The organism is Microbacterium endophyticum (genome assembly GCF_011047135.1).
Classification (GTDB): domain Bacteria; phylum Actinomycetota; class Actinomycetes; order Actinomycetales; family Microbacteriaceae; genus Microbacterium; species Microbacterium endophyticum.
The window spans coordinates 996,325-1,014,785 of record NZ_CP049255.1 but is presented as its reverse complement, the minus strand read 5'-3'; the positions used below and the strand labels follow the sequence as shown (position 1 = coordinate 1,014,785).

9 protein-coding genes are annotated in these 18,461 nt (G+C 62.5%); 8 read left to right on the top strand and 1 reads right to left on the bottom strand.

Going from position 1 to position 18,461, the window contains the following annotated elements:
• The first annotated feature begins 147 nt into the window (after nt 1-147).
• The 3 genes from rpoB to G6N83_RS04710 all read left to right on the top strand — a co-directional run bounded on the left by rpoB (nt 148) and on the right by G6N83_RS04710 (nt 8,354).
• Complete coding sequence (rpoB, locus tag G6N83_RS04720) at nt 148-3,645, top strand: DNA-directed RNA polymerase subunit beta (protein ID WP_165139850.1); 3,498 nt, start codon at nt 148-150, stop codon at nt 3,643-3,645.
• Nucleotides 3,646-3,685: 40 nt separating this feature from the next.
• Nucleotides 3,686-7,561 (top strand): DNA-directed RNA polymerase subunit beta', encoded by a 3,876-nt coding sequence (gene rpoC, locus G6N83_RS04715; protein WP_165139848.1) that lies wholly within the window; start codon nt 3,686-3,688, stop codon nt 7,559-7,561.
• Between the two features lie 145 nt (nt 7,562-7,706).
• Nucleotides 7,707-8,354, top strand: a complete 648-nt coding sequence (locus G6N83_RS04710; protein ID WP_165139846.1) for a hypothetical protein — start codon at nt 7,707-7,709, stop codon at nt 8,352-8,354.
• A 9-nt stretch (nt 8,355-8,363) separates the two neighbouring features.
• Here the strand turns inward: G6N83_RS04710 and G6N83_RS04705 are convergent, their stop codons facing one another.
• The gene (locus G6N83_RS04705; protein ID WP_165139844.1) at nt 8,364-8,960 is read right to left on the bottom strand and encodes a hypothetical protein; all 597 of its coding nucleotides are present in this window, start codon (nt 8,958-8,960) and stop codon (nt 8,364-8,366) included.
• 128 nt (nt 8,961-9,088) lie between these two features.
• Between G6N83_RS04705 and G6N83_RS04700 the strand changes: the two genes are divergently transcribed.
• From G6N83_RS04700 to G6N83_RS04680, 5 genes are all read left to right on the top strand, one after another.
• On the top strand, nt 9,089-10,081 hold the full coding sequence (locus G6N83_RS04700; RefSeq protein WP_165139842.1) for an ABC transporter: 993 nt from the start codon (nt 9,089-9,091) through the stop codon (nt 10,079-10,081).
• Nucleotides 10,082-10,555, top strand: a complete 474-nt coding sequence (locus tag G6N83_RS04695) for a hypothetical protein (RefSeq protein WP_165139840.1) — start codon at nt 10,082-10,084, stop codon at nt 10,553-10,555.
• Between the two features lie 20 nt (nt 10,556-10,575).
• Nucleotides 10,576-11,247, top strand: coding sequence for a spermidine/putrescine ABC transporter substrate-binding protein (locus G6N83_RS04690; protein ID WP_165143122.1), 672 nt, complete (start codon nt 10,576-10,578; stop codon nt 11,245-11,247).
• A 145-nt stretch (nt 11,248-11,392) separates the two neighbouring features.
• On the top strand, nt 11,393-12,532 hold the full coding sequence (locus tag G6N83_RS04685; protein WP_165139838.1) for a serine/threonine-protein kinase: 1,140 nt from the start codon (nt 11,393-11,395) through the stop codon (nt 12,530-12,532).
• The gene (locus G6N83_RS04680) at nt 12,532-18,450 is read left to right on the top strand and encodes an Ig-like domain-containing protein (RefSeq protein WP_165139836.1); all 5,919 of its coding nucleotides are present in this window, start codon (nt 12,532-12,534) and stop codon (nt 18,448-18,450) included. Before G6N83_RS04685 ends, G6N83_RS04680 begins: the two co-directional genes overlap by 1 nt.
• Nucleotides 18,451-18,461: the final 11 nt, after the last annotated feature.

Here is an 18,461-nt window from a genome sequence, read left to right as displayed (position 1 = left end):
TCCCTGCCCTCATATGGTGGTCGGCTGGGCCTCCACGTCCCCGTGCTGTCACGGTGCGTGACGTGAAGGCTAAATGGGGGACGACTGAGCAGTTCACCTGACGACAAAGGATCACGAGCCCTCATCCGGGCTCACGGAGGTTATCCCTTGGCTGCTGCGCCCAACGCATCCAACCCCACCACCCCCAAGAACGGTCGCGATGCGTCGCGGCTTTCGTTCGCCAAGATCTCCGACACGCTGACGGTCCCCGACCTTCTCGCGTTGCAGACGGAGTCGTTCGACTGGCTCGTCGGTAACGACGCCTGGAAGACGCGTCTTGCTGAGGCACAGGCACAGGGGCGCACTGACATCGCGCTCCACAGCGGCCTGGAAGAGATCTTCGAGGAGATCTCGCCTATCGAGGACCTGAGCGAGACGATGCAACTCTCGTTCACGAACCCGTACCTCGAGCCGGAGAAGTACTCGATCGACGAGTGCAAGGAACGCGGCAAGACGTACGCGGCTCCGCTCTACGTCGAGGCTGAGTTCATGAATCACCAGACCGGTGAGATCAAGACTCAGACCGTCTTCATGGGCGACTTCCCGTTGCAGACCAACAAGGGAACGTTCATCATCAACGGCACCGAGCGTGTCGTTGTGTCGCAGCTCGTCCGTTCGCCCGGTGTCTACTTCGACAAGACCGCCGACAAGACGAGTGACAAAGACATCGTCTCGGCACGCGTCATCCCGAGCCGTGGTGCATGGCTCGAGTTCGAGGTCGACAAGCGCGATCAGGTCGGTGTTCGTATCGACCGCAAGCGCAAGCAGTCGGTCACCGTCTTCCTGAAGGCCCTCGGCCTCACGAGCGAAGACATCCTCAACGAGTTCGCCGGCTTCACGTCGATCGAAGAGACCCTCGCCAAGGACACGATCCTCACCAAGGAAGACGCGCTTCGCGACATCTACCGCAAGCTCCGTCCGGGCGAGCAGGTTGCTGCTGAAGCCGCCCGTGCGCTGCTCGACAACTTCTACTTCAGTGCAAAGCGCTACGACCTCGCAAAGGTTGGTCGCTACAAGATCAACCAGAAGCTCGGTATCGACAAGCCGCTGAGCGACTCGGTTCTTTCCGTTGAAGACGTCGTTGCGACGATCAAGTACCTCGTGCGTTTGCACCGTGGCGACGCGTCGTACGACGGCGTCCGCTCGGGCAAGCCCGCCGAGATCCGTATCGACGTTGACGACATCGACAACTTCGGTAACCGTCGTATCCGCGCCGTCGGTGAGCTCATCCAGAACCAGGTGCGCACCGGACTTTCGCGCATGGAGCGTGTCGTGCGTGAGCGCATGACGACGCAGGACATCGAAGCGATCACGCCGCAGACCCTGATCAACGTGCGCCCCGTCGTCGCCGCGATCAAGGAGTTCTTCGGAACCAGCCAGCTGTCGCAGTTCATGGACCAGAACAACCCGCTCGCGGGTCTGACCCACAAGCGTCGCCTTTCGGCGCTTGGACCCGGTGGTCTGTCGCGTGAGCGTGCAGGCGTCGAGGTTCGTGACGTTCACCCGTCCCACTACGGCCGCATGTGCCCGATTGAGACGCCTGAAGGCCCCAACATTGGTCTGATCGGTTCGCTCGCATCGTTCGCTCGTATCAACGCGTTCGGTTTCATCGAGACGCCGTACCGCCGTGTCGAAAACGGCAAGGTCTCCAAGACCATCGACTACCTGACCGCCAGCGAAGAGAACGACTTCACTGTTGCTGGTGCCGGTGCTGAACTTGCCGCAGACGGCTCGTTCGCTACCGACCGCGTGCTCGCACGTCGCGGTAAGGGTGGCGAGGTTGACCTCTACCCCGCCGAAGAAATCGGCTACATGGATGTCTCGCCGCGCCAGATGGTGTCGGTAGCGACCTCGCTCATCCCCTTCCTCGAGCACGACGATGCAAACCGCGCGCTCATGGGTGCCAACATGCAGCGTCAGGCTGTGCCGCTCGTGCGCAGCGAATCGCCCGTGGTCGGCACCGGTATGGAGGGCTATGCAGCCATCGACGCCGGTGACGTTGTCACGGCTCAGAAGGCCGGTGTAGTTCGCGAGGTTTCGGCTGACGTCGTTACCATCCAGCTCGATGAGGGTGGCACGCAGGACTACTTCCTGCGTAAGTTCGACCGCTCCAACCAGGGCACGAGCTACAACCAGCGTGTGATCGTCTCCGAAGGTGAGCGCATCGAAGTCGGCGAGGTTATCGCCGACGGACCCGCCACCGAAGACGGCGAACTCGCCCTCGGTAAGAACCTCCTCGTAGCGTTCATGACGTGGGAGGGTCACAACTTCGAAGACGCGATCATCCTCAGCCAGGACCTCGTGAAGAACGACACGCTCTCCTCGATTCACATCGAAGAGTACGAAGTCGACTCGCGCGACACGAAGCTCGGTAAAGAAGAGATCACTCGCGATCTTCCGAACGTGAGCCCCGACCTGCTGAAGGACCTCGACGAGCGCGGCATCATCCGCATCGGCGCCGAGGTTCGTCCCGGTGACATCCTCGTCGGCAAGGTCACGCCCAAGGGCGAGACCGAGCTCAGCGCGGAAGAGCGTCTGCTTCGTGCGATCTTCAACGAGAAGAGCCGCGAAGTTCGCGACACTTCACTGAAGGTTCCCCACGGCGAGCAGGGCACGATCATCGCCGTCAAGGAGTTCAACGCCGAAGATGGTGACGACGAGCTCGGCTCGGGCGTCAACCGTCGCGTTGTCGTCTACATCGCCCAGAAGCGCAAGATCACCGAAGGTGACAAGCTCGCTGGTCGTCACGGAAACAAGGGCGTCATTGCGAAGATTCTGCCCGTCGAGGACATGCCGTTCCTCTCGGACGGTACTCCCGTTGACATCGTGTTGAACCCGCTCGGTATCCCCGGTCGAATGAACTTCGGTCAGGTGCTCGAGACCCACCTCGGGTGGATCGCGAAGCAGGGCTGGAAGGTCGAGGGTAACCCCGAGTGGGCTGGCCGTCTTCCCGACAACGCACGTGAAGCTGCCCCCGGCACGAAGGTTGCAACCCCCGTGTTCGACGGTGCAGCCGAGACGGAGATCGCGGGTCTGCTCGACTCGACTCTCCCGACGCGTGACGGTGTACGCCTCATCGACTCCAGCGGTAAGACGCAGCTGTTCGATGGTCGTTCGGGTGAGCCTTTCCCGGCGCCGATCTCGGTTGGCTACATGTACATCCTGAAGCTCCACCACCTCGTCGACGACAAGATCCACGCGCGTTCGACGGGCCCGTACTCCATGATCACCCAGCAGCCGCTCGGTGGTAAGGCACAGTTCGGTGGTCAGCGCTTCGGTGAGATGGAAGTGTGGGCGCTCGAGGCTTACGGTGCGGCTTACGCACTGCAGGAGCTCCTCACGATCAAGTCCGACGACATCCTCGGCCGCGTCAAGGTGTACGAGGCAATCGTCAAGGGCGAGAACATCCAGGAACCGGGTATCCCCGAGTCCTTCAAGGTGCTCATGAAAGAAATGCAGTCGCTCTGCCTGAACGTCGAGGTCCTCTCGGCCGATGGCACCGTCGTCAACTTGCGTGACACGGATGACGACGCTTTCCGCGCAGCGGAAGAGCTCGGCATCAACATCTCCAGCCGATTCGAGTCCTCGTCAATCGACGAGATCTGATCCGGCCCCCAGCGACAGAATTTCCGACACAGGAGAACCAGTGCTCGAATCCACCACCTTCGATCAGCTTCGCATCGGCCTTGCGACCGCCGACGACATCCGTCGTTGGTCCTTTGGCGAGGTAAAGAAGCCCGAAACCATCAACTACCGCACCCTCAAGCCCGAGAAGGACGGTCTGTTCGGCGAGCAGATCTTCGGACCTTCCCGTGACTGGGAGTGCGCCTGCGGTAAGTACAAGCGCGTCCGATTCAAAGGCATCGTCTGCGAGCGTTGCGGCGTGGAGGTCACCAAGTCCTCCGTGCGCCGTGAGCGCATGGGCCACATTGAGCTCGCCGCACCCGTCACCCACATCTGGTACTTCAAGGGCGTTCCCTCGCGCTTGGGCTACCTGCTCGACATGGCACCGAAGGACCTCGAAAAGGTCATCTACTTCGCCGCCTACATGGTGATCTCAGTCGACGAGGACGCACGCCACCGCGACCTCCCGACGCACGAGAACAACCTGCGCCTCGAGATGAAGACGATCGGAGACCGTCGCGACGCGAAGGTTGCTGACCGCCTCCAGAAGCTGGAAGAGGAGCTTGCTGCTCTCGAAGCCGAGGGCGCGAAGGCCGACGCTAAGAAGAAGGTCAAGGACGCCGCTGAGAAGGAGATGTCGTCGACGCGTAAGAACGCCGACGAGCAGATCTCCAAGCTCGAGCGCGTGTGGGAAGACTTCCGCACGCTCGATGTCGGTGCTCTTAAGCCCGAGGATGACGTCTTCCACGAGCTCCAGGACCGCTTCGGTCAGTACTTCGAAGCCCACATGGGTGCCGAGTCGATCCAGCGTCGCCTTGCAGCGTTCGACCTGCAGTCGGAGGCGGACAGCCTTCACCTGCAGATCTCAGAGGGTAAGGGTCAGCGGAAGATCCGCGCGATCAAGCGCCTCAAGGTCGTCAACTCGTTCCTTCAGACCGGCATGAGCCCGGCGTCGATGGTGCTCGATGTTGTTCCTGTCATCCCGCCGGAGCTGCGCCCGATGGTGCAGCTCGACGGTGGTCGCTTCGCGACCAGCGACTTGAACGACCTCTACCGCCGCGTCATCAACCGCAACAACCGTCTGCGTCGTCTGCTTGACCTCGGCGCCCCCGAGATCATCGTCAACAACGAGAAGCGCATGCTTCAAGAGGCTGTTGACGCACTGTTCGACAACGGTCGTCGTGGTCGCCCCGTTACCGGAACCGGTAACCGTGCCCTCAAGTCGCTGTCTGACATGCTCAAGGGTAAGCAGGGTCGTTTCCGTCAGAACCTGCTCGGCAAGCGCGTTGACTACTCGGGTCGTTCCGTCATCATCGTCGGACCTCAGCTGAAGCTCCACCAGTGTGGTCTGCCCAAGCAGATGGCACTCGAGCTGTTCAAGCCGTTCGTCATCAAGCGTCTGATCGACCTCGGTCACTCGCAGAACATCAAGGCAGCAAAGCGTGCCGTTGAGCGCACGCGCCCCGAGGTGTGGGACGTGCTCGAGGAGATCATCCGCGAGCGCCCCGTGCTCCTCAACCGTGCTCCCACGCTCCACCGTTTGGGTATCCAGGCGTTCGAGCCTCAGCTCGTTGAGGGTAAGGCCATCCAGCTTCACCCCCTCGTCTGTGCTGCGTTCAACGCCGACTTCGACGGTGACCAGATGGCTGTTCACCTTCCGCTGTCGGTCGAGGCTCAGGCCGAAGCTCGCATCCTGATGCTCGCTTCGAACAACATCCTGAAGCCTTCGGACGGCCGCCCCGTGACCCTGCCTTCGCAGGACATGATCATCGGTCTCCACCACCTGACCACGGTCAAGGTTGGCGGCGCCGGTGAGGGTCGCGTCTTCGGTTCTGTGGGAGAAGCGATTCTCGCAAAGGATGAGGGCACGCTCGACCTGCAGTCCAAGGTCCGCATCCGCGTTCCCGGTCTCTCGTTCCTCGAGGGCGAAGCCCCCGAGGGATACGAGCGCCACGGTCTGCTCGACGCATCTCTCGGTCAGGCGATCTTCAACGACACTCTTCCCAAGGGCTACCCGTTCGTTCGCGAACAGGCAGACAAGGGCAAGCTGTCGCAGATCGTCAACAAGCTCGCTGAGGAATATCCGAAGGTGGAGGTCGCTGCATCGCTCGACCGCATCAAGGATGCCGGTTTCTACTGGGCTACCCGCTCGGGCGTTACCGTCGCACTGAGCGACATTCTTACCCCTCCCGGTAAGAAGGACATCATCGCTCGCTACGAGAAGCTGGCCGCGAAGGTTCAGGCCCAGTACGAGAAGGGCCTCACGACCGACGCCGAGCGTCGCCAGGAGCTCATCAAGATCTGGACCGAGGCAACCGACGAGGTCCAGGTCGCGATGCGCGCGAACTTCCCGGAAGACAACACCATCAACCGCATGGTGTCGTCGGGTGCTCGTGGTAACTGGCTGCAGATCCGAAACATCGCCGGTATGCGAGGCCTGGTGAACAACCCGAAGGGTGAGATCATCGCCCGCCCGATCATCTCCTCCTACCGCGAGGGTCTGTCGGTCGCCGAGTACTTCATCGCAACGCACGGTGCTCGTAAGGGTCTGGCTGACACGGCGCTTCGTACCGCCGACTCGGGATACCTCACGCGTCGACTCGTCGACGTCTCGCAGGATGTCATCATCCGCGAAGAGGACTGCGCAACGTCGAAGGGTCTCGCATTCACGATCGCGGCTCCCGGAGCCGATGGCGTGCTGGTCAAGGATGCAAACGTTGAGAACTCCGTGTTCGCTCGTACGCTTTCCGCTGACGTCGTCGACGACAAGGGCGAGATTCTCGCTGAGTCGGGCGCTGACGTCGGAGACATCCTCATCAACAAGCTGGTCGAAGCCGGCGTCACCTCGATCAAGGTGCGCTCGGTCCTGACCTGCGAGTCGGCTGTTGGTGTCTGTGCGAAGTGCTACGGCCGTTCGCTCGCCACCGGCAAGGTCGTCGACATCGGTGAGGCAGTCGGTATCATCGCGGCACAGTCGATCGGTGAGCCCGGTACCCAGCTGACGATGCGTACCTTCCACACCGGTGGTTCGGCGTCGGCAGATGACATCACGCAGGGTCTGCCCCGCGTGCAGGAACTGTTCGAGGCGCGCACGCCTAAGGGCTCTTCGCCGATCGCTGAGGCCGATGGTCGCATCACGATCGAAGAGACCGACAAATCGAAGAAGGTCATCCTCACGCCCGACAACGGCGACGAGCCGCACGTTTACCCCGTGCTGAAGCGCGCGACTCTGCTGGTCGAAGATGGCCAGCATGTCACCGTGGGTGAGCCCCTGCAGGTCGGAACTCTCGACCCCAAGGAGATCATGCGTGTTTTGGGCGCTCGCGAGGTGCAGAAGTACCTCGTGAACGGTGTCCAGGGCGTTTACCGCTCACAGGGTGTGCCGATCCACGACAAGCACATTGAGGTCATCGTTCGCCAGATGCTGCGGAAGGTTACCGTGGTTGACCACGGTGACACGACACTGCTTCCGGGTGAGCTCATCGACTCGCGTCGCTTCGTTGACGTCAACCGCCAGACGGTCGGCGAAGGCAAGCGTCCCGCATCCGGCCGTTCGGAGCTCATGGGTATCACGAAGGCGTCGCTTGCGACCGAGTCGTGGTTGTCTGCGGCTTCGTTCCAGGAGACGACCCGCGTTCTTACGCAGGCCGCCATGGAAGGCAAGAGCGACCCGCTGATGGGTTTGAAAGAGAACGTCATCATCGGAAAGCTCATCCCGGCCGGAACAGGGCTTGCGAAGTACCGCGACGTCACCGTGGAAGCAACCGAAGAGGCAAAGAGCGAGCGTTATCCCAATCGCATCTTCGCGTCCGACGGCGCTTACAGCGATGCCGACCTGAGCTACGTCGACTTCGACAGCTTCTCGACGGACGACTTCACGCCCGGTACGTACAACTAAGCAGTACGGATGCCACGGCGAGCCGTGGCATCCGTACCCGCTCGAAAGGGCCTCAGCTTCGGCTGGGGCCCTTTCGTGGTTCTGCCCGCGCGTCGTGCCGGGGCGCCGTCGCCGCGCGCACGTAGCGTTGAGGAGGAGGTCGCACATGGCGAAAACTGGCGGACGAAACAACTGGCTCGCATGGCCGGTAGGTCTGCTCTGTGCCGCCGTCATCGGCGTTCTCGTCGTTGTCGCGTTACCGATGATCGGACCCTCGATCGACTGGGTGGGCAATGCCCTGCGCGGACCTACTGTGGCGCCACGTCTGGTCGTCGAGCCGGAAGATGCGCGATTGGGAACAGATACCGCACCCGTCGATGCGGTTGACCCTTCGGAGTCAGTCGATGAGTGCCGAGCGCTCTACACCGACGTGCTGTGGGAAGAGTTGAGTTCGCGCACCGGTGGTGAGCCGATCCAAGATGCCTCCGCTCCGATAACCCACGCGTCGAGTCTCGCCGCGGCGCTGAAGCCTGACGTCCAAGAGACCTGCGCTTGGAACGCGACGACGACAGGAAAGATCGTCACGACGGTGTCGAAAGTGGCGGGCAGCGCGCAAGCGATCGCCCAGGCCAGCCTTGGCAGCCAGGGATATGTGTGCTCGGAGTTTGGGGACGGCATTCGGTGCACAAAGAACATCGAGAACACGCGTGAAGACCACGTGTTCCGTGACGGGTTATGGGTTGCAACGCAGTTCAGTGCCTGGGAGCCTTCGCTTTATACCGAGCGGGTCGCTGAACGTTTGTGGCTCAAATAGCCCACGCGATCAGCCGAAAACCCCGCTGATGACGGCATCGGTGTAGCCAGACGGCGCAAGGTTCGAATACTGCGTATCGATGAGGATGTCGTCGCGCCAGAAGAGTGTCCGACCGTCGTTGACCGGGTAGGTATCGTTCATCCAGACCTTTTCGCAACGGGTGCCGTCATCTGGGGTGTAGCACGAGAATCCGTCGTCGGTGCGTAGTTCGTTCATGAGATCGAGAGCCGGTCCCCGATTCATCGCTGACACGGTCGTTTGCAGATAAGTGGTGTCGGCAGCGGTGTCACGCCACAGGCACACGAGTGATCCGTCCGCTTGAACGCCGGTTGAAACGCCGGCTGCGGGGTCATTGAGTGGAGTCTGGCCAAGTTCGTCCAGAACCGACTGGGTGAGGATCGCACGGCAGTCCGTCGGAAGTGACACAGCAGTGACGCTCGGACTGGGCGTAGGCGTTGCTGAGTGGGTCACACTCGGAGTCTCGGTCGCAGCCGTCGGTGTCGTGGTCGTCTCCGAAGGCTCGGGCAGGCAGGCAGCCAGCGAGAGCATCAGCGTCAGTATCGCCGTGACGGCCGTTCCGCGACGGAGCTGCTGAGTGAAGTGCATAATCCTCACGATAGGTCTCGATTCGGGCACGCACGTGAAGACACGACGGCACGCCTGCGCGTCGCACAGACTCGCGCGTATTAGCCTCGCAGGAGTGGGGAGGTGTCCCGCAGGAGGAGCAGCATCCGATGAGCGATTCGAAATCATCGTACGGCGAACCGGTCGACGAGCCGAAAAACGTCGATGACGTTGTAGGCGAGGCGCAGGCGGGTCTCGCAGACGCCGATGCCGCGGGGCGCGAAGCGACCGTCGGCGCAGACACCGTCGAGCCGACGACAGCGGCGGACGCGGCCCAAGAAGACGCCATCGCGTCTTCCGCGCGAGTCGAATCTGGCCCCGCGCCGGAGCCTGCCTCTTCGGTAGACGCCACGAACGAGGCCGATGCTGCGAGTGGTGCGGCCTGGTATGACCGCCCGCTTGATGAGACCCCAGGCGCGGCTGCGCCGGTCTCGGCCGATTCTTCTGTGGGCGAATCCGTTGTTACGCCCAGCGAACCGGCGACCGCTGCTGGCGAATACACCGAAGAGGTCTCGTACGTCGCGCCTTCGGCCCCTCAGCCCATCTTCGTGCAGGCACCTGAGGCTCCGCGTCCACGCGGCAATCGCGGCGCGGCTGGCGCAATCGGCCTCCTCGCGGCTCTCGGTTTCGCCGTATTGCTGCTTGCGGCTGTGCTCATTATCGGCTGGAGTGCCGGTCGAATCAGCGTCGACTCGCTCGTGGATACGATCGTTGAGACCGTCACGACGTGGAACTTCTGGATGCCCGTCGTCGTCTTCTACTTGGCCTTCTGGCTGCTTGGCGCCGTCATCAACCGGGGTCGCTGGGGCCACTGGGTGGTCTGGGGCGTGCTCGTCGGCGTGGCATCGTATTTCGGTTACCTGCTAGGAGCACTTTTTCAAGCTCCCTTTTGGTTGCTCACCGCGAGTGACGGTATTGCACTTCTCGGTCGTGAAGCGCTTTCGCCCTACGCCATCATTTCCTTCGTTCTCGGTCGTGAACTCACGATTTGGTTCGGCGCTTGGGTGTCGCGACGTGGAAAGCGCATGAGCGAACTCAATGATGAAGCGCAGCGCGAGTACGAGCGCACGCTCGAAGCCGGCCCGCAGCTCTACCGCGGTTAAGTGTCACAGGGGGCGAACTCCGGTAGCAGCGGCGTCAGCCCTGCCACGGCGCTTGCCTTTGCGGGCACGGGGTTCATTGCGCTCGCGATTTGTGGACTAGGCCTCGCCAGTCTCGTCACGAACACCGATGTGATTGTCACGACCGGGCTCGGGCAGGTTCCCGGAGTTGTCGGCTTTCTCGCTGCGACAGCTGCCTGGGCGGCGGTTGTGTGGGTGGGCGTGAGGCGCTCCCACCCCTCATTCTTCACCGCTGGTTGGGCTTGCGCTGCCTCCTACGTCGCGTACGTGGCTGTCACCGGGATCGCAGCGGCGGTAGCCGTAAGCGATCTCGCCGTTGGCACGTCGGTGTCTGCCGCCCTGGCCGTGGGATGGCCCGGTGGGATTATCGCGCTGTCCGCCTTCACCGCGGCATGGTCGGCAGTCGCTCTCGTTCGAACACGCGCGCGGCCGCCGCAGTGGCCGTGGGAGGGTTGAGGGGGCTACCGTAGATGTCTGTGGAGCGTTCGCTCGAAACGCAGGTCAGCCAGGCAGTCGACGCCTGGCTGCGTTGGGTGCCGCGGTGGGAGCCTGCAACGCATCGCGGGAGAATGGCTCCGTGTCGCCGCTGCATCGGATCTCCCGTGCTTTCCGCGGCCGGACTCGGTGCTGATGTGCCACACGGCGTGCAGCACGGGCTTTCCACTCGGGTGAAGTCAATTGTCGATCATGCCGTCGCTGAGTACACCGCGCGGAACCTTCCGATGCTGCAGAGCGAACTCGACCAACAAGCGGCTCGCAATAGAGCGCGCAGCTACCGTCCGGCCGAGGGCCTCGAGCCGGAGTTCGAAGGATTGCCGCTCGATCCGGAGCCCGCGCCGGGCGCACCGTTTCTCTTCACACTCTCGGGCATGGCTCACCAGGACGACGCCGAAGTGCCGGCGCTTCCGCCACTGAGCGACGAAGCGAAAGCTGCACTGCGCCAAGAAGTTGCTCTCGCCGATGATTACGCCAATCTCGTGGGGCGCGAAGTCTGCGCCGTTCTGCTCCACCACCGTCAGCGCATCAACGACGCAGTCACGGCATACGTCGAACCGCAGATTGAGGCGCTTCTCGCGGATCTCTCGCTTTCGCTCGACGACCCGTTCGGGAGCACCCATGCTCCGCGCGATAACGGCACCTCGTACTGAGTGCCGGGGGCTCGACTCTTCGCTAACGCAGTTTCGCCGGCAAGAGGAACAGAATTCACCAGGGCTTTTGTTAGCATGATCGAGCTTCATCAGCCAGTTCACTGGGTACTGAGAGCGAACGGACAGCGGTGATGAAAGGGGCGACGTGTCTCAGCGACTGCCCTCAGCGCCACCGGTCATCCCCGGACTCGTCTACGTGCGCCCGCTCGGCTCCGGTGGATTCGCCGACGTTTTTCTGTACGCGCAAGACATGCCGCGCCGCCAGGTGGCTGTCAAAGTGCTCCCGAGCGACGTCCGTGACCCGGGGCTCTTGCGCATGTTCAACTCCGAAGCCGACGTGCTCGCCCACCTGTCCGCGCACCCGTCGATCGTCACTGTCTATCAAGCAGGAGTATCCGCCGACGGACGCCCTTACATTGTCATGGAGTACTGCCCTGGCTCATTCGCACAGCGCTACCGGGTAGAGCGACTGCCGATCGCCGATGTCTTGGCAACCGGCGTGCGCATGGCGAGCGCCCTCGAATCGGCGCACCGCGCTGGGCTGATTCATCGTGATGTCAAGCCGAGCAATATTCTCATCACGACGTTCGGAACTCCCGTCCTCGCTGACTTCGGAATCGCATCCTCTCTCGCACTTGATCCCTCCGACGAGGTGCTCGCGATGTCTATTCCGTGGAGCGCGCCGGAGGTCATCGCGGAAGACACCGCGGGCACGGTCTCGACCGAGGTGTGGAGCCTCGGAGCGACCATCTATTCGCTGCTGGCTGGGCACAGTCCGTTCGAGCGTCGCGATCGCGGCGAGAACTCCCGAGAGCAGTTGAAGCGGCGTATTTCTCGTGCGAGTTACACGCCGATCGCGCGCACGGATGTTCCCGGTGCGCTCCAGGACGTGCTTGCACGTGCGATGAGTCGTAATCCCGACCACAGGTATGGCTCTGCGCGAGAAGTGGCTGAAGCGCTACGCACAGTGCAGGCCGAGCTGGCTCTTCCCATGACGCCGATCGAGGTTGCTACCGAAGAATGGGCGGAATCCGGCCCGACACTCGATTTCTCAGACGGCTCGCTGCGCGGCCCGGTTCGAACGACGATCGAACGCGAGAGTCACCGCAAGCCCCGGTCGCGAACCGGAATGTCTTCTCACGTGCGAGACGAAGACACCGACATCACCGCCCCGGGTAGACGCCCCACGATGCGGACAGCCTTTCCGTGGCTGATTGCGGTCGGCGGACTTGTTCTGGTGGTCGCCACCGCGGTGACGGTCTTGCTGATTGCTGGCGTGCTCTGATGCGCCGTCGGACGATAGTGACGACGGTCGCCTCTATCGCGTCATTGGCGCTTGTCGCCACGATTGCGGCTGTCTGGCCGGGTCTGGACGCGCACGATACGCCGCTCGCTGATACGTCAGTATGGGCAATGCAAACTGGCGATGGCCGGCGGTACGCGCGTGTGAATACGACGGTTGGTGAGCTCGACACTGTGCGTGCTGTGAGTAATCCCAGCCAGATTGTGCAGACGTCGGATGCTGCCTACCTTTTTTCGGATAGCTACAGCAAGGTCACAGCGATTGACGAATCGCTGCCGACAGACCTTGATGAAGAGACGCTAAAGGCGTCGCCATCGACGCCGCCGGGAACTGTTGATGTCGAGACGGCGGGAGACTACGTCGCGTATCGCACCGATGCCGGTGCTGTGTACGTCGGCTTGCTCTCGCAGGGTACGCCGCAAATGGTCGAGCCCTTCCCCGCTGATGATGACGAAGAAGACACCGTCAGTTACACAGCCGACGCTATCGCAGTCAATGGCGAAGGAACGCTCTTCGCCTACTCTTCGCAAGACGCTTCGGTTTTGACTTACGACATCGCTGACGCCTCTGTGCGCGAGCGTGACGACCTCACAGCGGATCTGGGTGCGCCGGCGGTGAGTGCCGCTGGCGATGAGTGGGTTGTCGTGGATACGGAGGACGGCGAGCTGTGGCGCCGCGGCTCGGATGCCGCGACCTCAGCGGGAACCACGGGCAGCGTCGTGATGGGCGCCGCTGACGCCGACTCTGACGCTGTGTATCTTGCCGACGAAACGATGCTCGTGCGCGTGCCCGCTGACGGGTCCGATGTGTCGGTCTCGTTCGGGGGCAGTGCGTCTGTTCTGGGTACACCGGCCGCGCCTATCGTGCGGGACGGCGTGGTGTACGCCGCCTGGGTTGCCGCCGAAACGGTCGGTGGCGTCCTGTGGACGTCCGACGGGGGTCAGGTGGCTCTCGACTACAACGGCGAAAGCCTCGGCGACGTGCGTCGTCCGGTGTTTGTTGCGACAGACGAGGCCGTCATCCTCAACGAAATGCGAAGCGGCTGGGTCTGGACAGTTCCCGACGGTGCACTTGTCGCATCGAGTCAGGATTGGTCGCTGGATGATCGTACGGACCCAGAATCCGTACCGAGCGACGAGCAACTGGCTGTTGTCATCGACCCCAAACCGCCGATCGCTGAACCTGACTCGTTCGGTGTGCGGCCGGGCGCTCTGGTTTCGCTCGCTGTGCTCTTAAACGATCACGACCCGAACGAGGACGTTCTCAGCATCGATCCGACATCGGTAACGGGCCTCGATCCGGGTTTCGGCACTCTCTCACTCACCGAAGATCAACAGCAACTCGCGATCAGGGTGAGCCCCGATGCCACGGGCACCGCCACTTTCTCGTACGCCGTCACCGATGGCACAACTGACGACGGTTTGGTTTCGAACTCGACCACCGTCACGCTCACCACCGTCGGTACTGAGAGTTCGGCACCGGTATGGTGTGGAGTCGATTCATGTCTGGCTGAGTGGCCGACGCCAGAGGTTGCGATCGGCGGAACCGTCACAGTTCCGGTCTTGAACGGATGGGTCGACCCCGAGGGGGATCCGCTCTTTTTGCTCAGTGTCGAGAACACGTCGGACATTGGCAGCGTCGCCGCATCACCGTCGGGCGAGGTCGTCTTTCAGCACAGCGATGCTGGCACAGGGGGCGAGCAAGTCGTGCAGTTGGACGTCACAGTCTCGGACTCGACGGGGCAGACGGCTACGAAGCCGCTGATTGTGCGGATATCCTCTCAGCCCCAGCTTTCGGTGCAGTCTTTCGCTCTTGTGGACACGATCGACGCGAGTCTTACCGTAGATGTGGCCCCGCACGTCACCGGCACGGCCGGCACGCTCGCTGTCACGTCGGTGCGTGTCCTCGATGATGCCGACGCTTCGGCGACGATCATCGAGGGCGCGACGACATTCGACTTCGCGCCGAATGCTCCCGGCATTTACCGCGTCGATTTCACTGTCACGGACGGCCAGTCTGAAGCGTCCGGTACTGCGCGGATCACCGTGCTCGACGCATCCGCGCCGGCGCAGTTGGCCACTGCTCCCGTCGTCGCGTTCGTCCGGCCACAGGAAGACGCGACAATTGACGTCTTCAGTGCGGTATCAAACCCGACGCGGCGCGTGCTGCTGCTCAGCGACGTCACGGCTCGCGCGGCGGATGGCTCAAGCCTTTCGGTGGATTCCGTTGCGCAGAACTATCTGCGGGTAACTGGTACGACCGAGACCGGCGAGAGCGGTCTGCTCGGCACTGTGGATTACACCGTGAGCGACGGAACCGACGACACCGGAGCGCGCGTTGAGGGAGAAGCGGTCGTTTACCTCCTGCCCGAAGCGCCGGACCTCGCCCCTATTGCCGTAGACGACAGTGTTGTCGTACGAGCTGGTGAACAGATCGACATCCCGGTGCGAGAAAACGATCTTTCGCCAGCGGGCGGGTTGCCCATCCTTGATCCCTCTGCCGTGATTTCTTCCACCCCGGATGCACTGGCCTTCGCTTCCGGTGGGGTATTGCGTTACCTCGCCCCGGAAGAACCCGGCGATTACACGATCGACTATTCCGTGTACACACAGGGCGCGCCATCGCTCGCGGATACCGCGAAAGTGCGCGTTCGCGTTGTGCCAAGCGACGTCAATCGAGCACCGCGTCCGGAAACACTCGAGGGCAGAGTGCTCGCTGGGCAATCGACGGCGATCAGCTTCGATGGTTTCGGTATGGACCCCGACGGCGATGTCGTGACGTTGAAGTCGATCGTGACCCAGCCCGAGTCGGGGGTTGCGGCCATCTCCGCCGACGGCGAATCTATCGAATACTCCAGCGTTGCCGGATTCCGCGGTCAGGTGAGCTTCCGTTACCGCGTAACGGATGCCGCTGGCTCGACGGGGGAGGGCACGGTGCGAATCGGCGTGCTCGATGGGGAGTCCAATCCAAGCCCGATCACCTTCACGGACTACGTGCAAGTTCAGGTAGGTGGAAACAGCACGATCCGAGTGAGCCCTTTGGCGAACGATATCGATCCCACGATGAAACGTCTCTCACTCACGTCCGTGCGACCGGACCTGCCGGAAAAATTGAGTGACGGCAGCGACAACGTGGAATACGGGCGACGTGACGCTCACATCGGCACGCTCACCGACACGACCGTCGTCATCGAGGCAGGGACGGAACCTGGCACGATGTCGTTCCTCTACGACGTCGAATCGGCCTCAGGTAACACCGGGCGGGGACTCATCGTCGTCAAAGTGGTCAGGGAAAACGTTCCGGACTATCCGGTCGTGGCCGATACCGTGCTGACGGTGCAAAACCGTGACGACTTCATCGACGGCGTCGATGTGATCGATGGCCGCGCAACGTGGTCGAGCGGAGATCTGGACGACGCGACCGTTTCGCTCTGGCGGGACGCGGACAGCGACGTGACTGTCGATGGCGCCCAGCTGAGTGGAGAACTACCAGCCCACACCCGGATCATTCCATTTGCGGTTACTGCAGAGACTGCAACCGGTGAAGTGCAGACATACGCATTCCTGCGAGTTCCAGGCGACGATGACCTGTCGCTGTCGCTGAAATCTTCGGTGCCGCCGCAAGAAGTGAACGAGCTCGAGTCCGTGAGTTTTGACATGACGGATCTGATTGCCATACCCGCGCAACAAGAAATCGAAGTCGGCACGGACATTGCCGCGTCCGGTGCGCGCACCGAAGCATCCTGTGAAGCTGATGGTGGGAGTTCTGTGCGGTACGACGCTGGTGCCGGCGGTCCCTGGACCGACGCCTGCCAGGTCGCGGTGCGCCTGGTGGGACAAGAGGACTGGACATATGTGTCGGTGCCGATATCGGTCATCGCCCTCGATCCGCAGCCGGTGCTTTCCCCGGCATCCATAACCGCTGGACCCGGTGAGACAGTCACTTTCGACCTCAAGAACATGACAACGTGGCAGCTTCGCGATGACTGGGCCGGTATCGAGTACGCCATCTCTGGTGGCAGCGCGCAGTTCGAGGTGACGCTCGATGGCTCGGTAGTCACGATTACGGGCGCCGATGACGCTGTACCAGGTTCGGAAGCTGCGGTGGTTGTCACAGTGCCGAGCCACGAGGGAGTAGCGCCAGCTCGCCTGCTGCTGCGGGTGGGAGCCGCGCCTTCCACACTTCCGCAGGGTGGGTCCCTGACGCAAACGTGCTCCCAGTCGTCGGGATCGTCGTGCACGATCTCGGTGATCGGTGCATCCGGTGAGGTGAACCCACTACCGGGCACTCCGCTCGAGGTCGTTGGCGTCCGCACCACGGGGGCATGTGTCGGCGTGAGCTTCACCGTGTCCTCGACATCAGCCGTGACGGCCTCGTGGGCGCAGGATGCTCCGGGCGCGACCTGTTCGGCAGCGTTCACCGTGCGTGATGCTCAGGGTCGCCAGACGAGCGCCGAACGCGATGGGCGAATTCTGCTTGACCTGCAGGGATACCCGAAGACTCCCGCGAGCGTGCGTCAGGCCGCGTACGACAGTGGCTCCCTGACGCTCGCCGTCGATCCGGGTGCTTCTCGCGAGGCCTACCCCGCACTCACCGGGTTCACGATCCGATCCAACGGTCAGGTAGTTGCGCAGTGTTCGGCATCCGGAGTGTGCCCGACGATCTCTGCGCCCAATGGGGAGCGCCGCACGTATGAAGCCTGGGCGGTGAACAGCGTCGGTGAGTCCAAGTCGAGCGTGCAGACCACGGCGTGGGCGTATAAGACCCCAGCGACTCCCAGCCAGATCAGCGCATCACCCGTCGTCACACCCGACGGAACCGGTGGAGTCGTGTCGCTGACGATCGGTCAGGTTGAATCCGCTGAGACCGGGTCACTTGTAATCTCAAGTGCCGCAGGCGATACCATCACCGTCAACGTAGGGGCGAACCAGCGCAGCGTGCAGGTGTCGTCATTCCGTGTGGGCGCGAACGTATCCACCGCGATCACCGTGACCCCGGTGTCTCGGTTCGATCTGCCGCCGGGGCTTGACGGCGCAACGTCCGGCGCTGCTGCCACCGCTTATGGCAATGGCGTCGGTGCGCCTACAAATCCGAGGCTGAGCCTGTCCTCGTCCTCGAACGGCGACGGCACGTCGAAAGTCTCTGCCGAAGTCCTCGGAGACTCCGGTGGAGACGGATCGACGATGCGCTATGGCATCGTGCAGGAAGGTCAGGAGTGTCGCCCGAATTCGGGGGGCAACACAGCTTCGTTCGACAGGTTGGAAGACGGGCGCGAATACACGTTCGTCGCGTGTATCGCCTCCATCGTCGACGGGCGCTCGTACGGTACGGCACAGACGAAAAATTCTGTGCGTGCCCTCCAAAGCGGCTTCGCCCCGACCGGATACACGTTCGCCGTCAACAGCGCACCGCAGGTAACCGACAACACCGCACGCTGGACAATCACCGAGCAGCCGACGTCAAACGAGGCTGTGCCGCGCAACAACCGTGTCGAGTTCAGCGGGTGGCCAAACAACAGCACGTTCGATCGCAACCCGGGCATTCAAGTCCGCTACGTTCACACGTTCTGGAACACGGCAACGCCGTACTCGAACGTGTCGGCGCGGTCCGGCAGCGCGCCGTATCAGACACAAGCCTCGTGGGGCGCGACGTGTACTCAGGGCGCCCCGCTCGCCCGCACCTCACAGTCTTCAAACGGTCTGGCCGCCATTACATTCGACCCGGCAGGGCTTGTCTATTACGACGCGGACAACGCGGTCGTGCCACACGAGGCGGGTACCTGGGATGTACCCGTCGGCGCGGTGAGGGTCGATGGCATCCGTGTGACAGTTGACTGGAGCGCGCAGGGGTGGAACCTTTCGCCTGCTTCTCAGAATTTCTCCGCGACGTGTGCTCCTTGAGCCACCCCAGC

Excerpts from the sequence above, each read along its gene's own strand:
- G6N83_RS04710 (WP_165139846.1), top strand. The coding sequence starts at position 7,707 with ATGGCGAAAACTGGCGGACGAAACAACTGGCTCGCATGGCCGGTAGGT.
- G6N83_RS04705 (WP_165139844.1), bottom strand. The coding sequence starts at position 8,960 with ATGCACTTCACTCAGCAGCTCCGTCGCGGAACGGCCGTCACGGCGATA.
- G6N83_RS04700 (WP_165139842.1), top strand. The coding sequence starts at position 9,089 with ATGAGCGATTCGAAATCATCGTACGGCGAACCGGTCGACGAGCCGAAA.
- G6N83_RS04680 (WP_165139836.1), top strand. The coding sequence starts at position 12,532 with ATGCGCCGTCGGACGATAGTGACGACGGTCGCCTCTATCGCGTCATTG.